Raw genomic sequence first — 19,118 nt, forward strand, 5'->3', positions numbered from 1 at the left:
TGGGTCCTTGATTAAGGGCTCAACTTTTTTGGTTTGGTGTTATTTTTACTTTCTATTGCCTGTCTAATAACCGCTATAGAGGTATCGTAACGCGCTTTCTCAGAGTCGTTTAGCTTCGGATAATAAGTTGTTGCTCCATATCGTCCAACGAGGGCAGGTAAGCCTATATACACGCCTTTTTTCGCGTCAAATGTTGAAACAGGAATTATTCGCTGTTCATTCGTCAAAATCGCTTTCGTAATCATAGCTGCCGTCGTTCCGATGCCAAAGCTTGTACAACCTTTGCCTTGCAAAATTGCCCATCCAGCATCTCGCGTTTCCTGCTCTACCTTATCTCTATCTAAAGCCACAGAGCCACTCACTGTCTTTCCAGCAACATGTACCGTCGACCAAGCAACAAATTGCGAATCGCCATGCTCACCAAGTACAAAACCTTCAACAGAACTTGGCGACACATTTAAAGTAGAGCCAACCATTCGCTTCATTCTCGCCGTATCAAGCGCTGTCCCAGTCCCAAACACGCGCTGCTTATCCCAGCCAGTTCGCTCCTGCACAAAATGCGTCACCACATCACACGGATTCGTAATCACCAAAAAAATCCCATGAAAAGCCGTGTGTAGCAGTTTTGGCAAAACATCGTCTAAAATCGCTAGCGTTTCATCCAGCTCACTGAGTCGATCTTCCTGCGCCATCATTTCCGGACCCGCCGCCAAAATAACGACATCCGCATCATCTAGCGCCGCGTAATCTTGCGTTGTAATCGAAACAGGATGCGTGTACGCCATCATATCCAACAAATCAAACGCCTCACTCTGCGCTTTTTTTGCATTTTTGTCAATTAAAACAAGAGAATCGCAAATGCCCTGCGTACAAAGCGAAAAAGCCACTTGCGAACCCACATTTCCAACCCCAATAATTCCAACTTTCCGAGTCAAATCATTTCCTCCTTAGTTGCTTGAATTTAGCGACACGAGCTCATATGTAATAATCGTCGTATTATTCTCCCAAATCAGCTTCGATGGCACTGCAATTCCATTTGTTTCGCTTTCCTTCGTCGTCCGCACTTCTACCGGCACATCAATCGGATAAATACGATACCCTTCTTTCTTCAATTCAAAAAAATTACCTTCAATTCGCTTTTCCTTGCCCTTTGTTACGATCATTGTATTGACTTCTAATGGCATTCCCATCTTTTTCTACCTCCAATTATTTATTTGCATTTGGTGCATAACTTCCTGAATCACGACCTGCATTCCTTCATCACGCATGAAAAAACTAAATGACTCAGCTTTGACAATATCTCTTAAATCTCCCGCGATAAGAATTGGGCCATGCGTTTCCATATAGTCTACCTGATTGACAAAACCCATCACATTCGCAAAAAAGACTCGTTTGCTAAAAATACGCTCTGCCGTCTTTACTTCATATTGCGCTATTCGATGTAACTTGTCCAATTTGGCGCCTGTTTCTTCCATTGTTTCACGTCTTGCCGTGTCCTCATTGGTCTCTTTACGCTCCCCCTTACCACCAGGAAACTCAATACCTCGCGTTTTGTGTGACGTAAACAGCCATGCATCATGAAATCGCGCAATGACAAGCACATCATCTGCTTCTTTTGTCGCATTAAACTGAATCGAAACGGCATTACCTAGCGAATCTTGGTACGTATACATGCTTCTTCCCTTTCTTTTTTTCAAATTTGTGGTACGATAATTATATCCTATTTAATGAAGGTGATTAGTAAAATGAAGAAAATTATGTTAGGCGGTATTCAGCTTTATCGCAACTATATTTCGCCTCTTAAACCTGGTACGTGCCGTTTCTATCCGACATGTTCTCAATACGGCATGGAAGCCATTACAGAACACGGTGCGCTAAAAGGCGGCTGGCTTACTATTAAGCGAATTTCAAAATGTCATCCATTGCATAAAGGCGGCGTTGATTTAGTGCCTCTTAAATGCGATGACAAAGCTCACCACCATCATCACCATTATAATGAAAAGTAGGAGTCGGTGCAAGGAACGCGTGGACCTCTCCTATTTTTTCTGAAAAAATCCATATTAAGTCTTGCTTTTTCATTCCAGATGCGTTATTATAGATTTCTGATGTTAAATCGTAACGACTACGATTTATTATTTTTGCACATCAAATAAGAATCATTTCGATTTAGGAGGTTTCCATTTTTGAAGAAATTAGCATTTTTACTTAGTACATTATTAGTTGTGACTGTTTTCTTAACAGGATGTGGTGACAATAGCGATGCACAGAAGAAAGACAACGACAAATTGACCGTATATGCAACTGTGTATCCTTTACAATACTTAGCATCACAAATTGGTGGTAAATATGTAGATGCACATTCCGTCTATCCCCCAGGCTCTGATGCACACAGCTTTGAGCCCACACAAAAAGACATGATGCACATTGCCGATAGCGATTTATTTTTCTATATCGGCCTTGGTATGGAGGGCTTTGTTGATAAAGCGAAACAATCTTTGAAAAACGACAACGTGAAATTTGTCGTAACAACAGATAATTTGAATTTGCCGACGATGTCTCATGAAGAGAAAGAACTACTAGATGAAGATGAAGGTGAAGATGCTCATGACCATGAGCATGAGCATGAGCACGACCATGGCGATATTAATCCCCACGTTTGGCTTGATCCGAACTATATGATTACAATGGCCGCAACCGTTCGCGACAACCTCAGCAAAGAACTACCCGCTCAAAAAGAAACATTCAACAAAAACTACGATAAAGTTGTATCTGAGCTAAAATCATTGAATTCAGAGTACAAATCAATGGCTGAAACTGCAAAACATAAAGATTTCGTCACCGCGCATGCAGCGTATGGCTACTGGGAAAAGGAATATGGCTTAAAACAAATTCCGATTGCTGGCATCTCCACAAGCGACGAACCTTCCCAAAAGAAACTAACTACGATTGTAAATACGATTAAAAGCGAGAAAATCCCTTATATTTTACTAGAACAAAATACAAACTCTAAAATCGCTGATGTCATCCAAAAAGAAACAAACACGAAAACAATGAAGTTGCATAACTTAGAGACATTGACACAAAAAGATATAGATGCAAAACGTGATTATATGTCGATTATGAAAGATAATTTGGCGGCATTGAAGACAGCATTGAATTATTAAAGTAACAAAAAGAATCCAAATTCCAGAGGGAAGCCCTTTGTTTGGATTCTTTTTGTTATCTTGATTATAGTTGTTTTAATTTATGCCGTTGAATTTTTTGTGAAGCTGTTTTTGGTAATTCATCAAGAAAATGAAATTGGTGCGGAATTTTATATTTGGCTAGTCTTTCTCTACAAAATTGATGTAATTGCGCTTCCGATGTTTCTTTACTACTAACTAAGAAAGCGACAGGAACTTCTCCCCATTTGTCATCCTGCTTTGCCACAACAGCTACTTCTAGGATTGTTGGATAATCTAACAAAACATGTTCAATTTCTGTAGGATAAATATTTTCACCACCTGAAATAATTAAATCAGAGCGCCGTTCTTGAACAAATAAGAAGCCATCTTGATCGAGATAACCAATATCTCCTGTTTGAAACCATCCGTCAGCATCGAAGGCAGCCTGTGTTGCCGCTTCATTATGCAGATAGCCCGCCGTTATATTAGGACCTTTTAGCAGTATTTCATCTTGGTTGCTGATTTTAACTTCTGCTGGAAATAATGGCTTACCTGATGCGCCGATTTTTTGTAGTGCGTCTTCTGGAGGTAGTGTCACGATTTGTGACGCGGTTTCTGTCATACCGTATGATTGAATGAGTGGAATACCTTTTGCGAAACAGGATTCTAATATGGCTTTGCTAGCAGGGCCTCCGCCAAGCAACATACAACGGAATTTCGGATGATAGGATTTTGTGTATGTATCTAGCAAGCGCTGCACCATCGTTGTTACGACGGAGATAATGGTTACTTTGCCACTATGCAACAATTGATCAACACGTTCTGCGTCGAAATGTTCCTCTAAGTATACAGGTATTCCGTAAATCACCGAACGCATTAAAATCGACAAGCCGCTAATATGAAAAATTGGTACGGCGCAAAGCAACTGTCCCCCTCCTGTAAACCAAGATTCAGCATAGACCCCGTCGCGCTCCACCAATGGTTGCCAAATGTTTGCATCACGCCTTTTGGTTTGCCCGTTGTGCCTGAAGTATACATAATCGAAGCCACCGCCTCCATTTCAAAATGAGAAACTGCTTGCGTCACGCCAGCAGGCTCCACCATCATAACTTCCGTAAAAGCCACTGCCCGTATATCCCCCGCCGCATTCAGCATCACATCCGCGAAATCTGCCGCATACAAACACCGTTCTACCTGCGCATCTCGAATTTGATATCCCATTTCCGTCGCGGTCAGCCGGTTATTCAAAAACACCGTCTTGGCCCCTAGTTGCTGCAACGCATGAATCATCAGAAAAGTATCGCGGTCATTTTTACCGAGCAATGCCACGAACATCCCGTCGCGCACACCAAAAGAAGCCAGTTGCCCAGTCACTTTTTGCACAGCATCATATATATCTAAAAAAGTTTCTTGCTTACCATCAAAAACAAGCGCGGTCCTCTTTGGAGAAAGCCGCACTCGTTTTTCCAACCAATTGGTTAGTTCCATTATTGTCACCTCAAGGGAATTTCGGGAATTGGTCGAAATCAGGATCACGTTTTTCTTTGAACGCGTCACGTCCTTCTTTCGCTTCATCCGTCGTATAATAAAGCAATGTCGCATCGCCCGCTAGTTGTTGAATGCCGGCAAGACCGTCTGTGTCCGCGTTGAATGCAGCTTTAATAAAACGAAGCGCCGTCGGACTTTTCTTCAACATTTCTTTCGCCCAGGCAACTGTCTCTGTTTCAAGCTCTGCAAGCGGCACAACTGTGTTTATCCAGCCCATTTCAAGCGCTTCAGCAGCCGTGTATTGACGACACATGAACCAAACTTCTTTCGCTTTTTTGTGACCGATAACGCGCGCCAAGTAACCAGAACCATAACCTGCATCGAAGCTACCAACATTCGGTCCTGTTTGACCAAATTTCGCGTTGTCCGCCGCAATCGTCAAGTCACACACCAGTTGCAACACATTTCCGCCACCGATAGACCAACCAGCGACCATTGCAATGACTGGTTTTGGAATCACACGAATCAAACGTTGCAAATCAAGCACGTTCAAACGAGGAATATTGTCATCCCCAACATAACCACCGTTGCCGCGAACCTTCTGATCGCCACCAGAGCAGAATGCCTTCTCGCCTTCCCCTGTTAAAATAATGACGCCAACTTTTGCATCATCACGCGCAATCGTAAACGCATCAATCATTTCAATCACTGTTTTTGGTGTAAACGCATTGTGAACCTGCGGACGGTTAATCGTAATTTTCGCGATACCCTCGTAAGTTTCATACTTAATTTCCTCGTAATCCTTCTCTTTCTTCCAATCAAAACCCATTATTTCGTTCCTCCTCTAATTCGTAGCCAATTGCGCACCGCATAGCCAAAACATTCCGGTTGTTCCAGATGAATCGTATGCCCCGCATTGGAAATGGTTATATATTTTGCATCAGGTAACGCGTCTTTCATATCCCGCGCAATCCCGCAAAATTTCTGGTCCTCATGCCCCGCTAAAAGCAAGGTCGGAATAGCAAGCGACGGCAAATCCTTCCAAAAAGAAGGCTGAACACCCGTCCCCATTCCTTGTAAACTTCCTGTCAACCCGCTAGCACGCTGATTTAAGCGCTCCTCGCGAATTTTCGCTTGTTGTGTTTCTGGAATACTCGCCTGCGTTGCAAAAAGTGGCAACCGTTCCCACCCAGCCACAAAATTGGCGACACCATCCGCCTCAATCCGCATCGCAAGTTCCGCATCACGAGCCGCGCGCAGTTGCCGGTCTTGCGCATTTTCAAGACCTGGCGAAGCACTTTGAAGTACCAGCATCCTCACCCGATTCGGGTATTCCACCGCTAAGCCTAGCGCCAAACGGCCTCCCATCGAGTATCCCAACACCATGGCCTCCGTCACACCAAGCCCGTCCAAAATCGCAATCAAGTCCGCCGTCTGTTCACGCATCGCATAACGCGCGGCATCCCGCGGAGCATCCGTTTTACCATGCCCCAACAAATCCACCGTCACACAATGCCAATCCGTGGCCAATATAGGCAAAATACCATCATACGTCGCGTGCGATCCCGTAAATCCATGCAACAAAAGCAACGTTCCGCGTCCCATCATCGCCCGATTCGTCTCCACGACATGGTATGCCACATCACGAATCCGCATCATTCGGTCAACGCCTCACGAATCTCCGTTGCAATCCGCGCCCACAAAGCCCGATGCCCGTCGACGTTCTCATACCGATTCGTCTTCACCTCAATAATATCGAGTCCCTTGTGGAACTGCGCCTTATCTAGCGCATCATGCAGTTCATTCCAATCCTTCACCTCATGGAAATCCCCCTCATAGAGCGCCGCCGCATAACGGAAATCAAGATCCGCTCCCGTTCCAAACAACGTCTCAAAATACTTCGGTTCTTTTGCCTGCGGTAAAAATGAGAAAATCCCGCCGCCGTTATTATTCACAACGATAATCGTCAAGTTCAGGCCATACTTTTTCGCCATCAAAAGTCCGTTCATATCATGATAAAACGACAAATCACCAATCAGCAAATACATCGGCTGTTCCGTCAAACTCGCACCAAGCGCAGAAGAAACTACGCCATCAATCCCATTCGCGCCACGATTAGCAAGCATCCGTACCTGCTTATCAATTTGCGCAAAATACGTATCTACATCACGAATCGGCATACTATTACCAATGAACAGTCCCGCACGTTCCGGAATCCACTCACGCAATTCATACACAAGTTTGCCTTCGTCCAATTGCTCAAGCTCCGCCATATGCTCTTGCATCACCGCTTGCACTTTTCCATTCAAATCATGCCACATCCTCGTCCAACTAGGCTCTGTCTTCTCCTGCCAGCCTTCCGTCAATGCCTGCACCAAGAAATGCTCATCGCAATGAATCATGTTCGTCACCGCTTTAATCGGGTCTTTCCAAGCTGCACCAGGATCCACCACGTAAAACATCACGTCTTCCAGTCCCTCCAGCCATTTCGAAAGCGACTTCGACACCGGCATTGCCCCAAAACGAATCACGACTTCCGGTTGCAACGCCACACGTGCCGTCTCCTCTTGCAAAATCGCATCATACTGGTCAATCACGACATCGCTATACGTCCCGTAACTACGTAACTGCGACAACGGATCTGCCAAAATCGGCCAACCAATCTGCTCTGCAAGCGCCACAATTTTTGGTGAGAAAGCCTTCTTATCTAGCGGTCCCGCCACAAAAACACCACGCTTGCCAGCACATGCTTCAATAATCTGCGTAATTACTGCGTCCTCCAACACTTCATGGGTGTAATAAATATGCACATGACGGCGCTTCTTATCCGTCACAGCAAACGGTGACGGCTCCAAAATTGGCATCAATGGCTCACGCAATGGGAAGTTCAAATGCACCGGCCCACGTGGCGCATTCATTGCAATATCCACAGCCTTCGAGCCGTGCCATTTTGCAAAACGCAACATTTCCGTCGAATTTTCTGGTAACGCCATATCCGTAAAGTCCTTCACATGCGTCCCAAATAACTGCACCTGATCCATCGCTTGCGGCGCCCCAACATTTCGCAATTCATGCGGCCGATCCGCCGTCAAAACAAGCAACGGCACCTGTGACAAATTGCTTTCTGCCACCGCAGGAAAATAATTCGCCGCCGCCGTTCCCGACGTGCACAAAAGAACAACCGGTCTTTTCGAAGCCTTTGCAATTCCCAGCGCGAAAAATCCCGCCGAGCGTTCATCCACATCCACATAAATTTTTAGCGTCGGATGTTCTGCCATCAGTAAAGCAATCGGCGTCGAGCGCGAGCCCGGACTAATTACCGCTTCTTTCACGCCAGCCTGTACTAATTCCTCTACAAAAGCTGCCAAATATTCCGTCATGACTTGTCTATGATCGTTCATGTACTTTACCTCCTAATACGCGTAACATCGGCTGGAACTTCATCGCCGTCTCCGCAAGTTCATCTACTGGCACTGAATCTGCCACAATACCGCATCCTGCATACAATAACGCATCCGTGTCCACCGTAAGCGCCGAACGAATCGCGACCACAAACTCACCACGATCCTTCGCATCAATCCAGCCAATCGGTGCCCCGTAAAGCCCACGATCCATCGCTTCCTTCAATCGAATCACCGTCATCGCATCTTCCTGTGGCCAACCACCAAGCGCTGGCGTCGGATGAAGCGCCCGAACCACGTCCAGCAACTTCGCCGAACCCCGATTCCCAGCAACCGTCATATACAAGTGCTGAATATCCCTATTTTTAAGCAATTCCGGATTCGCCGACACTTCCACATCCTCGCAAAAGCGCGCCATCGTCTCCTCAATCATCTCCACTACAAAATGATGTTCCGCTAAGTTCTTTGCATCATTAAGTAACATTGCCCCCAGCGTCTCATCTTCTGCATCCGTCGTTCCACGGCCAATCGAACCAGCCACACAAGCCGACTCCATCCGCGTTTCATCTGCCAATACTAAACGTTCCGGGGTCGCCCCAAAGAAAGTCCGCGTCCCATTTTCCAACACGAAATAATAACTATTCTCTTGCTGCGCCTCCATATTCGCGATAATCCGATTACTCGACAAAAAGCCATCAAAACCCAGTCGCATACGTCGCGCCAGTACCACTTTTTGCAAATGTTCCGTGTCTTGCAGTAACGCCACAACATCCGTCGCAGCCGCGAGCCAAGCATCCTCAGCCAGCCGCTCCTCCAAAATACAATCTGGCGTAGCATCAATGCCGGGCGAAGCATCACAAATTCGTTCCCACTGCGCCATTATAGCCTCTATTTTATCAAACTCATCATCCGCCGACAGCCAAATATTTACCGACAAATAACAACAATCTTCCTTCTCCGTCACCAAAAACAACGGCAAATAAAAAAGTCCTTGCCCAAACGATTCCCATTCCGGCGCCACATCACTTTGCGAATCGAAGCGAAATCCACCAAAATAAACCGCACCACAAGCGCTTTCCTCACTGTTCGTCACCGTTCTGCGGAGCACCTGCTCTTTTCTTGTATGTAATGCCGAAAAGCGGTCGCTCCCAGCCTCCATGCGTAACTGATCCATCACGCCAAATCCAGCAAGTCGCAAAGATTGTTCTTTATTTTGCCAGAAGAATCGCTCTCCCTTAAAAGTCTCTGCCTGGTCAAATAGTTGCTTTGCAGTAATGTCTGTCAGTTCCGTTACCCAACTGAGCAACACTTGCCCTTTTTGCGAATCCATGGTCCGCTTTGCCTGCTCAAATAGCTCTATCGGCAATGTTAGTCCCATATTACTCATCTCTCCTTCATTGCCTTGACTCACCTCCTCATTATAACAAAAGCCTGTTATTTTTACACCTTTAGACACTTTATAAAACAACTACATCCCCCATTTCAAAAAGAATTATCCTATTTAATTGACTAATGGCTCAAATTTCCCTAAAATTAAACAAGTATAAAGGTTTAAAAAAAGGAGAGAAACAAATGGCACACGGCACAAAATCAGCCATTGTACGGCACTCTGGTTTCCATAAATGGTGGATGTTACTTCGTCCGCACACATTGGTCGCATCATTCGTCCCTGTATTTTTAGGAACTACTGTCGCAATGAGCTATGAAAGTTTTCATTTTACGCGTTTTTTCGTAATGTTAATTTCCTGCTTCCTCATCCAAACATCAGCAAATCTTTTCAATGAATATTATGACTACAAAAAAGGACAAGATGATGAACATACAGTAGGAAACGGTGGCGCAATTGTTAGGAATGGGATGAAACCAGGATTTATTTTATTCCTTGCCATTTTTCTATATGTATTAGCGATTCTTGGCGGTGTTTACTTATGTATGGACGTAAATAACTGGTGGATTGGGTTACTCGGTATTATTTCAATGCTTGTCGGTTATTTATACACTGGCGGTCCTTATCCAATCGCCTACACACCATTTGGCGAAATCATGGCAGGTTTTTTCATGGGAGGAATCATTACCTACATTTCCTTCTATATTCAAGCCGGATTTATTAGTTCTTTCATTGTATACGTATCGATTCCAGTGATGGTCTTAGTCGGCAACCTCTTGCTCGCAAACAGTATCCGTGATTTAGAGCCCGACAAAGCAAACGGACGCCTCACGTTAGCGATTCTACTCGGCCGTAAAGGCGCACTTGTTTTATTCACTGCCGCATTTATTTTCGCGTATGCATGGGAAATCGCCTTAATTTTCACGGTGCAAGCAACGCCCTGGATTTTAATCATCCTTCTAAGCGTTCCCGAAGCTATCAAAGCCGTTCGCCGCTTCATCGGCAAAAGCGTACCAATTACGATGGTTCCCGCGATGAAAGCAACGAGCAAAGCACTCACATTCTTCGGCTTATTACTAGCTATCGCCTTTTTAATCAGCTTACTAAGCGCGAACATGGTTGATTTTTAACAATGAAAAAGTACCAGTGAACCGTTAATGGCTCGCTGGTACTTTTTTAGTTTTGCGATATAATTTGCTCTGTGATGTCTTGTTTACTCTGTACATATTTCGTCAGCTCAATCGACAAATCATAGCGCAAGAACGGTGTGATAATGTAAACACCATTGAAATGCTTACAAATCGCATCGATAATTTCCTTTGCAATCGCCATTCCCTCTTCTCGTGCTGTCCCTGTCTGCTCCGCCTCACGCATCCGCTCACGAACCTCATCCGTCAACCGAATACCAGGCACTTCATTATGCAAGAACTCCGCATTTCGGCTAGAAAGTAATGGCATCACACCAACAAAAATCGGTACTGTAATTCCCGCCGCATCAAGCGCTTCTTTTAGCTGTGCTGCCTTTTCCATGTCATAAATGGGTTGTGTAATAATGTAATCCGCGCCATACTCCACTTTCCGTTCAATCAGGCGAACCGCTTTATCGAGCTTCAGTACATTTGGATTAAACGCTGCAGCTACTTGGAAACGCGCCTTCTCCTTCAACGATTTCCCGGTATACGAAATCCCGTCATTGAACTTCTTAATCAGCTGCACCAATTCCACCGAGCGCAAATCAAATACCGAAGACGCTCCTGGAAAATCACCAACCTTACTCGGATCTCCCGTCACTGCCAACACATCCAGAATTCCCAACTTATGAAAACCCATGATATGCGAATGCATCCCAATCAAATTATGGTCTCGTGTCGTCAAATGAATCAGCGGTCTAATATTGTATTCCTGCTTCAAAATCGCGGCCAGCGCCATATTACTAATCCGCGGTGTCGCAAGCGAATTATCCGAAATCGTAATCGCATCGACCCCCGCATCATCCAGCGCCTTCGCTCCTTCAAAAAATGTATCCGTATCAAAAGTGCGCGGCGGATCAAGCTCTACCAACACGGTAAATGCCTCTTTCACTTTGTCCGTCAAACGCACGCCAACGTCTTCTGCTGATTCCAATTCCGCTAATTCCACAATCGGATGCACTACTTTTGAAGTAATTGGCTCTAACGATTTCAAGCCTTTGCGTAGCGCTCGAATATGATCTGGCGTCGTCCCACAGCAACCACCAATCAAGCGCACACCTTCTTGCCTAAAAATCTCACCATATTGCTCAAAATAATCCGTTTCCGTCTGATAAACCACTTTTCCTTCGTCCATCTGCGGCAAACTAGCATTCGGATAAGCCGACAAATACGCATTCTCCAAAATCGGCACACTCTCTAGCGCCTTCGCCATATGATACGGGCCCAACCTACAGTTACCGCCAACAACATCGGCACCAAGATCCGCCAATTCCTGCAAAGCCGAGGCAAGCGTCTGGCCACTCTGTAGCAAACCCGGTTCATGCATCGACACATTCGCAATAATCGGCAAGTCCGTCGTTTCCCGCGTAATTTTCAGTACCGTTTTCAGTTCATCTAAATCATAATACGTCTCCAGTAAAATCGCATCCACGCCCTCAAGCAACAAACAATACAGCTGCTCTCTAAAACTACGCTTAATCTCCTCCATGCTGGGCGCCGAAATTCGCGCATCATTCGCGCCATTAATCCCGCCAATCGTACCAAAAATATAAACACCCGTCCCACGCGCCGCCTCCTTCGCATGTCGCACAGCCGCTTGGTTAATTTTTTTAATATCATCTTGCAAGCCATAGCGCGATAATTTAATATAATTCGCACTGTACGTGTTTGTTTGAATAATGTCTGCACCCGCCTCGATATAAGCCCGGTGAATCGCAACGATATCATCTGGATGCGATAAATTTAATTCTTCAAAGGAACGGTCAACCCCATAAGAATAAAGCAGTGTACCCATTGCACCATCAGCAATTAAAACCTTCTCACTTAAATCGCGGCGTAAATTCATCAACGAGCACTCCTTTCCACTGTATACGCAAGTGCCTGCTTGAAATCTTGAATAATATCATCCACATCCTCAAGCCCCACCGAAAAGCGTAATAATCCTGGCGTAATACCAAGTTTCAACCGTTCTGCCTCAGGAATCGCCGCATGTGACATCCGTGCAGGATAAGACAAAATACTCTCCACCGCGCCCAAACTCACCGAAAAAACCGGCAAATGCACATGATTCACAAATTGGCGCGCCGCCTCTTCACTACCAAGGTCAAACGACAAAACCGCGCCCGCAGCATCCGCCTGCGCCTGTTGCAACGCATAATCAGGATGTGACGACAAACCAGGATAAAACACCGCCGCAACCCGCTCATCCGCTTCCAAAAATTCCGCCACACGCTGCGCCGACTCCGTGCCAACATTCATCCGCACCGCCAATGTTTTCAAACCACGCAGTAGCAACCAACAATCCTGCACACCGAGAACACCGCCCGTCGAATTTTGCATGAAATATACTTGTTTAGCAAGCGCCTCATTATTCGTCACAACAAGTCCCGCTAAAATATCACTATGGCCACCGAGAAACTTCGTCGCACTATGCACAACCAAGTCCGCGCCCAAATCCAAAGGCCGTTGCAAAACTGGCGTCAAAAACGTATTATCCACAAACGTCAAACAATCATGCTCTTTCGCAAGTCGCGCCACCGCCTCAATATCCGTCACACGCATCAACGGATTCGAAGGCGTCTCCACATAAACCAATTTCGTATTCTCCTGGAAAGCCGCGGCCACCGCATCCAAATCACCCATATCAACAAACGTATGCGTAATCCCATACCGCGGCAAAACCTGTTCCGTCAACCGAAACGTCCCGCCATACACATCGCCCGAAATAATAAAATGATCCCCTTGCGACAACGTCAGTAGTGCCGCCGAAATAGCAGCCATCCCAGTCGCAAATGCAAAGCCATGCGTCCCATTTTCCAATTTTGCAATCGCTTCTTCCACAGCCTGGCGCGTCGGATTCCCTGATCTCGCGTAATCAAACGCATGATAATTATCAAAATCTGGCTGGTGAAACGTCGAAGATAAATGTAGCGGCGTATTCAAAGCACCCGTCGCCTCATCAATCCCCAAGCTCGCATGCACAACCTTCGTCCGAAAAGAAATTTCCTCACTCATGCACGCTCACCCCTTCCTTCAAAACACTCGCAAAAGCTTGTTCCAAATCTGCAATCAAATCATCACTATTTTCAATTCCTACAGAAATCCGCAACAACTCATCCGTCAAACCATAAGATTCCCGAAGCTCCCGCGGCACGTCCGCATGCGTCTGCGTCACCGGATACGTAATCAAACTCTCTACACCACCAAGACTCTCCGCAAAAGTAAACAGTTCCAGATTTCGCAAAAGTGTTGAAACAAGCCCAGCATCCTTAATTAAGAAGCTCACCATCCCGCCTTTTCCAGGATACAACACTTTTGTGACCGCCTCATGCCCTTCCAAAAACGCCACGACTTTGCGCGCATTTTTCTGATGTTGCTCCACCCGCAAAACAAGCGTCTTCAATCCACGAATCAAAAGCCAGCTATCAAACGGCGAAAGCACCGCCCCAATCGAATTATGGAAATCACGCAACTGCAAAGCTAACGCCTCATCCTTCACAATCACAGCACCCGCAAGCACATCATTATGCCCACCTAAATACTTCGTCGCACTATGAAACACAATATCCACACCCAAATCAAGCGGCTGCTGCAAAACCGGCGTCAAAAACGTATTATCCACAATGACGAGCAACCCGTGTTTCTTTGCAAAAGCAACCACTGCCGACAAATCCGTTTCCACCATCAACGGATTTGTAGGCGTCTCAATAAACACCGCCTTCGTCTCTGGCTTCAACAAGCTCTCCAAATCCGCAAGATCGGTTGTCTCCCAATACGAAAAATCAACCCGATATTTCTTCGCGATCAGCTCAAAATAACGATATGTACCACCATATAAATCCCGTGAAGAAATAATATGATCCCCACTTGCAAAAAGCGTAAAGATCAACTGAATCGCACTCATACCTGAACTAGTAGCAAAACCAGCCGTCCCATTTTCCAATGTCGCAAGTGCCTCTTCTAAAACTTCACGCGTCGGATTTCCCGTTCTCGTATAATCATATCCCGTTGACACACCAAGATCTTCATGACGGTAAGCAGTCGACAAATAAATCGGCATATTGACAGCACCAGTCGCCCCACTTTTTCGATTCCCAATTTGCGCTACAATCGTTTCTTTTTGTAATTTTGTCAATCCAATCCCCTCCAATAATTTAAAAAGCGCTAGGAGTAGCAACATGATGCCGTTCCTAGCGCCTAATTTCCACTTATTTAGTTACTTTGTACTCTTCGCGAATTTCCTTTGTCGCATTTACCATGTCACGAAGCGCCTCCACTGTTTCTTTTTCCTTACGCGTTTTCAAACCACAGTCCGGATTTACCCAGAACTGACGGACATCGATGACTTTTAATGCACGGTGGATATTTTCTTGAATCTCACCAGTCGTTGGGACACGCGGGCTATGAATATCATAAACACCTAAGCCAATCTCTTTGTCATATCCCACTTTCTCAAAGGTTTCAATAATCTCACCATGACTCCTGGACGTTTCAATCGAAATAACATCCGCATCCAGCGCACTAATCGTATCAATAATATCTTCAAACTCCGCATAACACATATGCGTATGAATTTGCGTATCATTTTTCACGGAAGTCGTTGTTAACTTGAAGGAATACACCGCATCATCCAAGTATTTTTGCCATCTCGAACGTTTTAGTGGTAACCCTTCACGAAGCGCCGGCTCATCCACTTGAATCACTCGAATACCAGCAGCCTCAAGTGCCTCTACCTCTTTACGCAATGCCAATCCAACTTGATTTGCAACCACATAATCCGGTACATCATCACGCACAAACGACCAATTGATAATCGTCACTGGCGCCGTCAACATCCCCTTCACAGGACGATCCGTTAACGACTGCGCATATACGCTTTCCTTCACCGTGATAGCCTCCGTAAACGCCACATCCCCATAAACCAATGGTGGACGCACCGCACGCGATCCATAAGACTGTACCCAGCCAAACTTTGTCGCTTGGAAGCCTTCTAACTTCTGACCAAAATACTCCACCATGTCCGTTCTTTCAAACTCACCATGCACCAACACATCCAAATCCAAGTCCTCTTGAATTCGAATCCAGCGCTCCGTTTCTTCCTCAATAAACTTCTCATATTCCGCGTCCGTAATCACCTTTTTCAACCAGTCCGAACGTTTTTTCCGAACCTCAGGAGACTGCGGGAAACTACCAATCGTCGTCGTTGGCAACAACGGCAACTGTAGCCATTCATGCTGCAACTTAATCCGCTCGGCAAACGGTAAATCACGTTTTACTTCCACATTTTCTAAATTCCGAATCGCCTCTTGCACTTCCGCATTATTTCGGTGATGCGACCCATTAATCGCATCAAGCCCAGCTTTGGCATCCGCAAACGTCGCCTTCACATCTTCTCCGTTTAGCGCTTTTGCCAGAGCTACCAATTCCACTAACTTCTCATCCGCAAACGATAATCCACCAAGCAAAACTCCGTCCAAATCAGGCTCACTCAGCTTCGTCACCGGCACATGCAATAAAGAACTAGAAGGCTGCACAATCAACCGCTCTTTAGGAACTACTTTTGCGATACGCTCCAGTAATGCTAGCTTCGCATCCAAGTCCGCACGCCAAACGTTCCTACCATCAATCACCCCAGCCGCCAAAACCTTATCTGCTGGGAATCCAAATTTCTCAAGCGCCTCAATCGATTCCCCATGATCGTGCACAAAATCCACACCAATCGCAGAAACCGGAAGTTTCACAACTTCTTCAAAATAATCAAGACTTTCGAAATAGGTTTGCAATTCAATTTTCAAATCAGGTGCAACTTTAGCAAAATTCGCGTACACCTCTTCAAACAACGCCAACTCACTCTTATCAAAACTTGTTGCTAAGTAAGGCTCATCAATCTGCACCCACGTCGCACCCGCATCTTGCAATTCCTTTAAAACCTGACCATACAGCGGAACTAACTGATCTAGCAATCCTTTAAAATCAGCATTTCCCTTCGCCAGCTTCAAATACGTAATCGGCCCAACAAGGACTGGCTTCCCATCAATACCAAGCTCCCGTTTCGCCTCTTCGTAATAAAACAACGCTCGATTCTCCGTCAATTGCGGCTTCGCATCCTCAAGCTCCGGCACGATATAATGATAATTCGTATTAAACCACTTCGTCATCTCCGAAGCCACCGCATCATCCTTACCACGCGCTATCTCAAAATATGTATCAATCGGCACCTTCCCACCATCATAAGCAAAGCGCTTCGGCACAATACCAAATGTAATACTCGTATCCAGAATATGATCGTAAAATGAGAAATCCCCAACAGGAATCAAATCAATCCCTTTATCCTGCTGTTTCTTCAAAGCTTGTAAACGCAATTCTTTAGTTTCAGAAAGTAATTGCTCTTCTGAAATCTTATTGTTCCAGTAACTCTCCAACGCTTTCTTCCACTCTCGTTTCTCACCAAGACGCGGATACCCTAAATTTGAACTTTGAACATTTGCCATTTCACATCACCATTCCCTTATTAATTTTTCATACAAAAAAAACTCTCTAGCTACTGACCAGAGAGGTTACGAATATCCGAAAGAACGAACATGCATGCACTCTCTTATCTTTCAAAGCATCACACTTTGCAGGATTTAGCACCTTTTCAAAAAATTGAAAGGTTGCCGGGTTTCACAGGGCCAGTCCCTCTACCACTCACAATAAGAGTTTCATATGAAATTGAAATTACATCCAGCTCGAATGTATTGAATTTATATTACCATCCCATCAAATCCCTGTCAACTAAAAAATTTAACCTAATTGTTCCTGCTTTCCCTTTTTCCCCAAAAACAGCGCTATAAAAGCCAAAACAAGCAGTCCAGTAATAACGAAATAAAACACATCATTTCCAAACAAGCCAATCATAATTCCTGTCGCCGAAGGACCAAGAATACTTCCCAAACTAAAGCTCATCCCAACCAAAATATTTCCCGCAGGTAAAAGCTCAAGCGGCGTCAAATCCGTCATATAAGAAAGCCCCAACGAATACATCGACCCCAAGAAAATTCCCAACACAAAAAACATCCCAATCAACACAAAACTATTCGAAACAAACGCCGTCGCAAAAAACAGCATGGCCCCTATACCAACAAAAAGTGGCAAAACTTTTCCCCGTCCCATTCTATCACTCAAAATCCCAATCGGTACCTGAAACAAAATCGTTCCCACCGAAAAAGAAGAAATAATCGTCACAACCATGGCCTGTGGAATCCCGTCCCGAAGCCCTACAATCGGAAAAGTAGCATTAAGGGCCGTCTCCAGTATTCCATACACAAACGGCGGAATCATCGCAATCCAAGCCAGTTTAAACACATCCGAAAACCGCTTCAAACTGCCAAAAAACGAAATTTCTCGAATCACCGCATTCTCCGCTACAAACTCGTTTCGCAAAAACCAAACAAGTCCCCAGGCAATAACGACCATCAAGCCCGAAATAAAGAACGGCAAATTCACATTAATCGCCATCAAGTTCACCAACTGCGGCCCAATCGCAAATCCAAGCGAGAAAAACAGCCCATAAACCGCCATATTCCGTCCCCGTTTCGAAGGATGGCTCATCGCTCCAATCCAAGTCTGCGAAGAAAAATGCAGCATATGGTCCCCCACACCAATCAAAAGCCGCAGCACAAACCAAAAGTACAGATTAAACCAAAGTGGAAATAACAATAGTGCCAGCGCTACAATCCCGCCACCCACAATAATAATCGGCTTATAACCAAACCGATGTAGCGGCGCCTCAATAAACGGCGAAACCAATAGCACCCCGATATAAATCCCCGTCGCATGAAACCCATTAATCCCAGCAGAAATCCCATGCTCCTCAAATATAATCGAAATCAGCGGCAACAATAACCCTTGCGACAATCCCGATATAGCAACAACCACCGTCAAAATCCAAAACTTAAACCGATCCTTCTTCATTCCAGTCCTCCAAAAATATCAAGTAACTATCCACCCGTGTGAACGGGTGGCTTTTTATTAGCCCTAGAAGGGCTCAATACTCGCTTGGCCCCTAAAGGGACCCTTCCTAAGTGACCGCCAACCGCTTCTATGCTGCTGATGTTGACAAATTTTTATGTTTTGAATGGGTCCATGTATTCTCGTTTGCTTATACTAGCCTTAATCCGGTCCTCTGCTTCTTGTTCTCTTATATACTTTTGGATTGTTTTTTGATTCAGTCCCACAGTAGATACATAATAGCCCTTAGACCAGAATGTGCGATTGCCATAATTGTATTTTAAATTGGCATGACGCTCATGGATTAGTATAGCGCTATGCCCCTTCAAAAAGCCCATAAAGCTCGAAACACTTGTTTTAGGCGGTATTCGTACGAGCATATGAATATGATCTGGCATGGCATGAGCTTCAATGATTTCTACATCTTTCATTTCGCATAATTTTCTTAAAATCGCCCCAATATCTTTTCGAAGTTGACCATAGATAATTTTTTCGTCGA

16 protein-coding genes, 1 pseudogene and 1 riboswitch are annotated in these 19,118 nt (G+C 45.2%); of the genes and pseudogenes, 3 read left to right on the forward strand and 14 right to left on the reverse strand.

Annotated features, from left to right (window positions below):
- Positions 1-11 precede the first annotated feature (11 nt).
- Genes PRIP_RS12200 through ytkD form a run of 3 tightly spaced genes read right to left on the reverse strand, consistent with a single transcriptional unit; the run spans position 12 to position 1,673 of the window.
- Positions 12-935, reverse strand: coding sequence for an L-lactate dehydrogenase (locus PRIP_RS12200; RefSeq protein ID WP_052008903.1), 924 nt, complete (start codon positions 933-935; stop codon positions 12-14).
- A 12-nt stretch (positions 936-947) separates the two neighbouring features.
- Entirely contained in the window at positions 948-1,190 is a 243-nt protein-coding gene (locus PRIP_RS17020) for a DUF2584 domain-containing protein (RefSeq protein WP_036101402.1), read from the reverse strand.
- Between the two features lie 6 nt (positions 1,191-1,196).
- A complete protein-coding gene (gene ytkD, locus PRIP_RS12210) occupies positions 1,197-1,673 on the reverse strand; it encodes an RNA deprotection pyrophosphohydrolase (protein ID WP_036101403.1) in 477 nt (158 codons plus the stop codon).
- A gap of 72 nt (positions 1,674-1,745) precedes the next feature.
- Here ytkD and yidD point away from each other — a divergent pair, with 72 nt between their 5' ends.
- Both yidD and PRIP_RS12220 read left to right on the forward strand, forming a co-directional pair.
- Positions 1,746-2,006, forward strand: coding sequence for a membrane protein insertion efficiency factor YidD (yidD, locus tag PRIP_RS12215; protein WP_036101404.1), 261 nt, complete (start codon positions 1,746-1,748; stop codon positions 2,004-2,006).
- A 177-nt stretch (positions 2,007-2,183) separates the two neighbouring features.
- Entirely contained in the window at positions 2,184-3,164 is a 981-nt protein-coding gene (locus PRIP_RS12220; protein ID WP_036101405.1) for a metal ABC transporter solute-binding protein, Zn/Mn family, read from the forward strand.
- Between the two features lie 64 nt (positions 3,165-3,228).
- On the opposite strand, the pseudogene PRIP_RS12225 reads toward PRIP_RS12220, so the two are convergent.
- The 5 genes and pseudogenes from PRIP_RS12225 to PRIP_RS12245 form a co-directional block, all read right to left on the reverse strand.
- A pseudogene (locus PRIP_RS12225) lies at positions 3,229-4,652 on the reverse strand (o-succinylbenzoate--CoA ligase).
- 10 nt (positions 4,653-4,662) lie between these two features.
- Positions 4,663-5,481 carry a 1,4-dihydroxy-2-naphthoyl-CoA synthase gene (menB, locus tag PRIP_RS12230; protein ID WP_036101406.1) on the reverse strand — a complete coding sequence of 273 codons (819 nt, stop codon included), beginning with the start codon at positions 5,479-5,481 and terminating at the stop codon, positions 4,663-4,665.
- On the reverse strand, positions 5,481-6,308 hold the full coding sequence (gene menH / locus PRIP_RS12235) for a 2-succinyl-6-hydroxy-2,4-cyclohexadiene-1-carboxylate synthase (RefSeq protein WP_036101417.1): 828 nt from the start codon (positions 6,306-6,308) through the stop codon (positions 5,481-5,483). The genes menB and menH overlap by 1 nt, the downstream gene beginning before the upstream one ends.
- The gene (menD, locus tag PRIP_RS12240) at positions 6,308-8,053 is read right to left on the reverse strand and encodes a 2-succinyl-5-enolpyruvyl-6-hydroxy-3-cyclohexene-1-carboxylic-acid synthase (RefSeq protein ID WP_036101407.1); all 1,746 of its coding nucleotides are present in this window, start codon (positions 8,051-8,053) and stop codon (positions 6,308-6,310) included. Before menD ends, menH begins: the two co-directional genes overlap by 1 nt.
- Entirely contained in the window at positions 8,040-9,431 is a 1,392-nt protein-coding gene (locus PRIP_RS12245) for an isochorismate synthase (RefSeq protein ID WP_036101418.1), read from the reverse strand. The genes menD and PRIP_RS12245 overlap by 14 nt, the downstream gene beginning before the upstream one ends.
- A gap of 194 nt (positions 9,432-9,625) precedes the next feature.
- Here PRIP_RS12245 and PRIP_RS12250 point away from each other — a divergent pair, with 194 nt between their 5' ends.
- The gene (locus PRIP_RS12250) at positions 9,626-10,570 is read left to right on the forward strand and encodes a 1,4-dihydroxy-2-naphthoate polyprenyltransferase (protein ID WP_036101408.1); all 945 of its coding nucleotides are present in this window, start codon (positions 9,626-9,628) and stop codon (positions 10,568-10,570) included.
- A gap of 46 nt (positions 10,571-10,616) precedes the next feature.
- Here the strand turns inward: PRIP_RS12250 and PRIP_RS12255 are convergent, their stop codons facing one another.
- From PRIP_RS12255 to tnpA, 6 genes are all read right to left on the reverse strand, one after another.
- Positions 10,617-12,476 carry a bifunctional homocysteine S-methyltransferase/methylenetetrahydrofolate reductase gene (locus tag PRIP_RS12255; RefSeq protein WP_036101409.1) on the reverse strand — a complete coding sequence of 620 codons (1,860 nt, stop codon included), beginning with the start codon at positions 12,474-12,476 and terminating at the stop codon, positions 10,617-10,619.
- Positions 12,476-13,645, reverse strand: a complete 1,170-nt coding sequence (gene metC / locus PRIP_RS12260) for a cystathionine beta-lyase (protein ID WP_036101410.1) — start codon at positions 13,643-13,645, stop codon at positions 12,476-12,478. Before metC ends, PRIP_RS12255 begins: the two co-directional genes overlap by 1 nt.
- Positions 13,638-14,765 (reverse strand): aminotransferase class I/II-fold pyridoxal phosphate-dependent enzyme, encoded by a 1,128-nt coding sequence (locus PRIP_RS12265; protein ID WP_036101419.1) that lies wholly within the window; start codon positions 14,763-14,765, stop codon positions 13,638-13,640. Before PRIP_RS12265 ends, metC begins: the two co-directional genes overlap by 8 nt.
- Before the next feature lie 73 nt (positions 14,766-14,838).
- Entirely contained in the window at positions 14,839-17,121 is a 2,283-nt protein-coding gene (metE, locus tag PRIP_RS12270; protein WP_036101411.1) for a 5-methyltetrahydropteroyltriglutamate--homocysteine S-methyltransferase, read from the reverse strand.
- 101 nt (positions 17,122-17,222) lie between these two features.
- Positions 17,223-17,329: riboswitch (SAM riboswitch) on the reverse strand.
- An 84-nt stretch (positions 17,330-17,413) separates the two neighbouring features.
- The gene (locus PRIP_RS12275; protein ID WP_036101412.1) at positions 17,414-18,583 is read right to left on the reverse strand and encodes an MFS transporter; all 1,170 of its coding nucleotides are present in this window, start codon (positions 18,581-18,583) and stop codon (positions 17,414-17,416) included.
- Positions 18,584-18,735: 152 nt separating this feature from the next.
- Positions 18,736-19,118: IS200/IS605 family transposase (tnpA, locus tag PRIP_RS12280; protein ID WP_036101413.1), on the reverse strand; the 383-nt coding region annotated here is incomplete at its 5' end.

The sequence above is a fragment of the Paenilisteria riparia FSL S10-1204 genome (assembly GCF_000525995.1).
GTDB lineage: Bacteria > Bacillota > Bacilli > Lactobacillales > Listeriaceae > Listeria_A > Listeria_A riparia.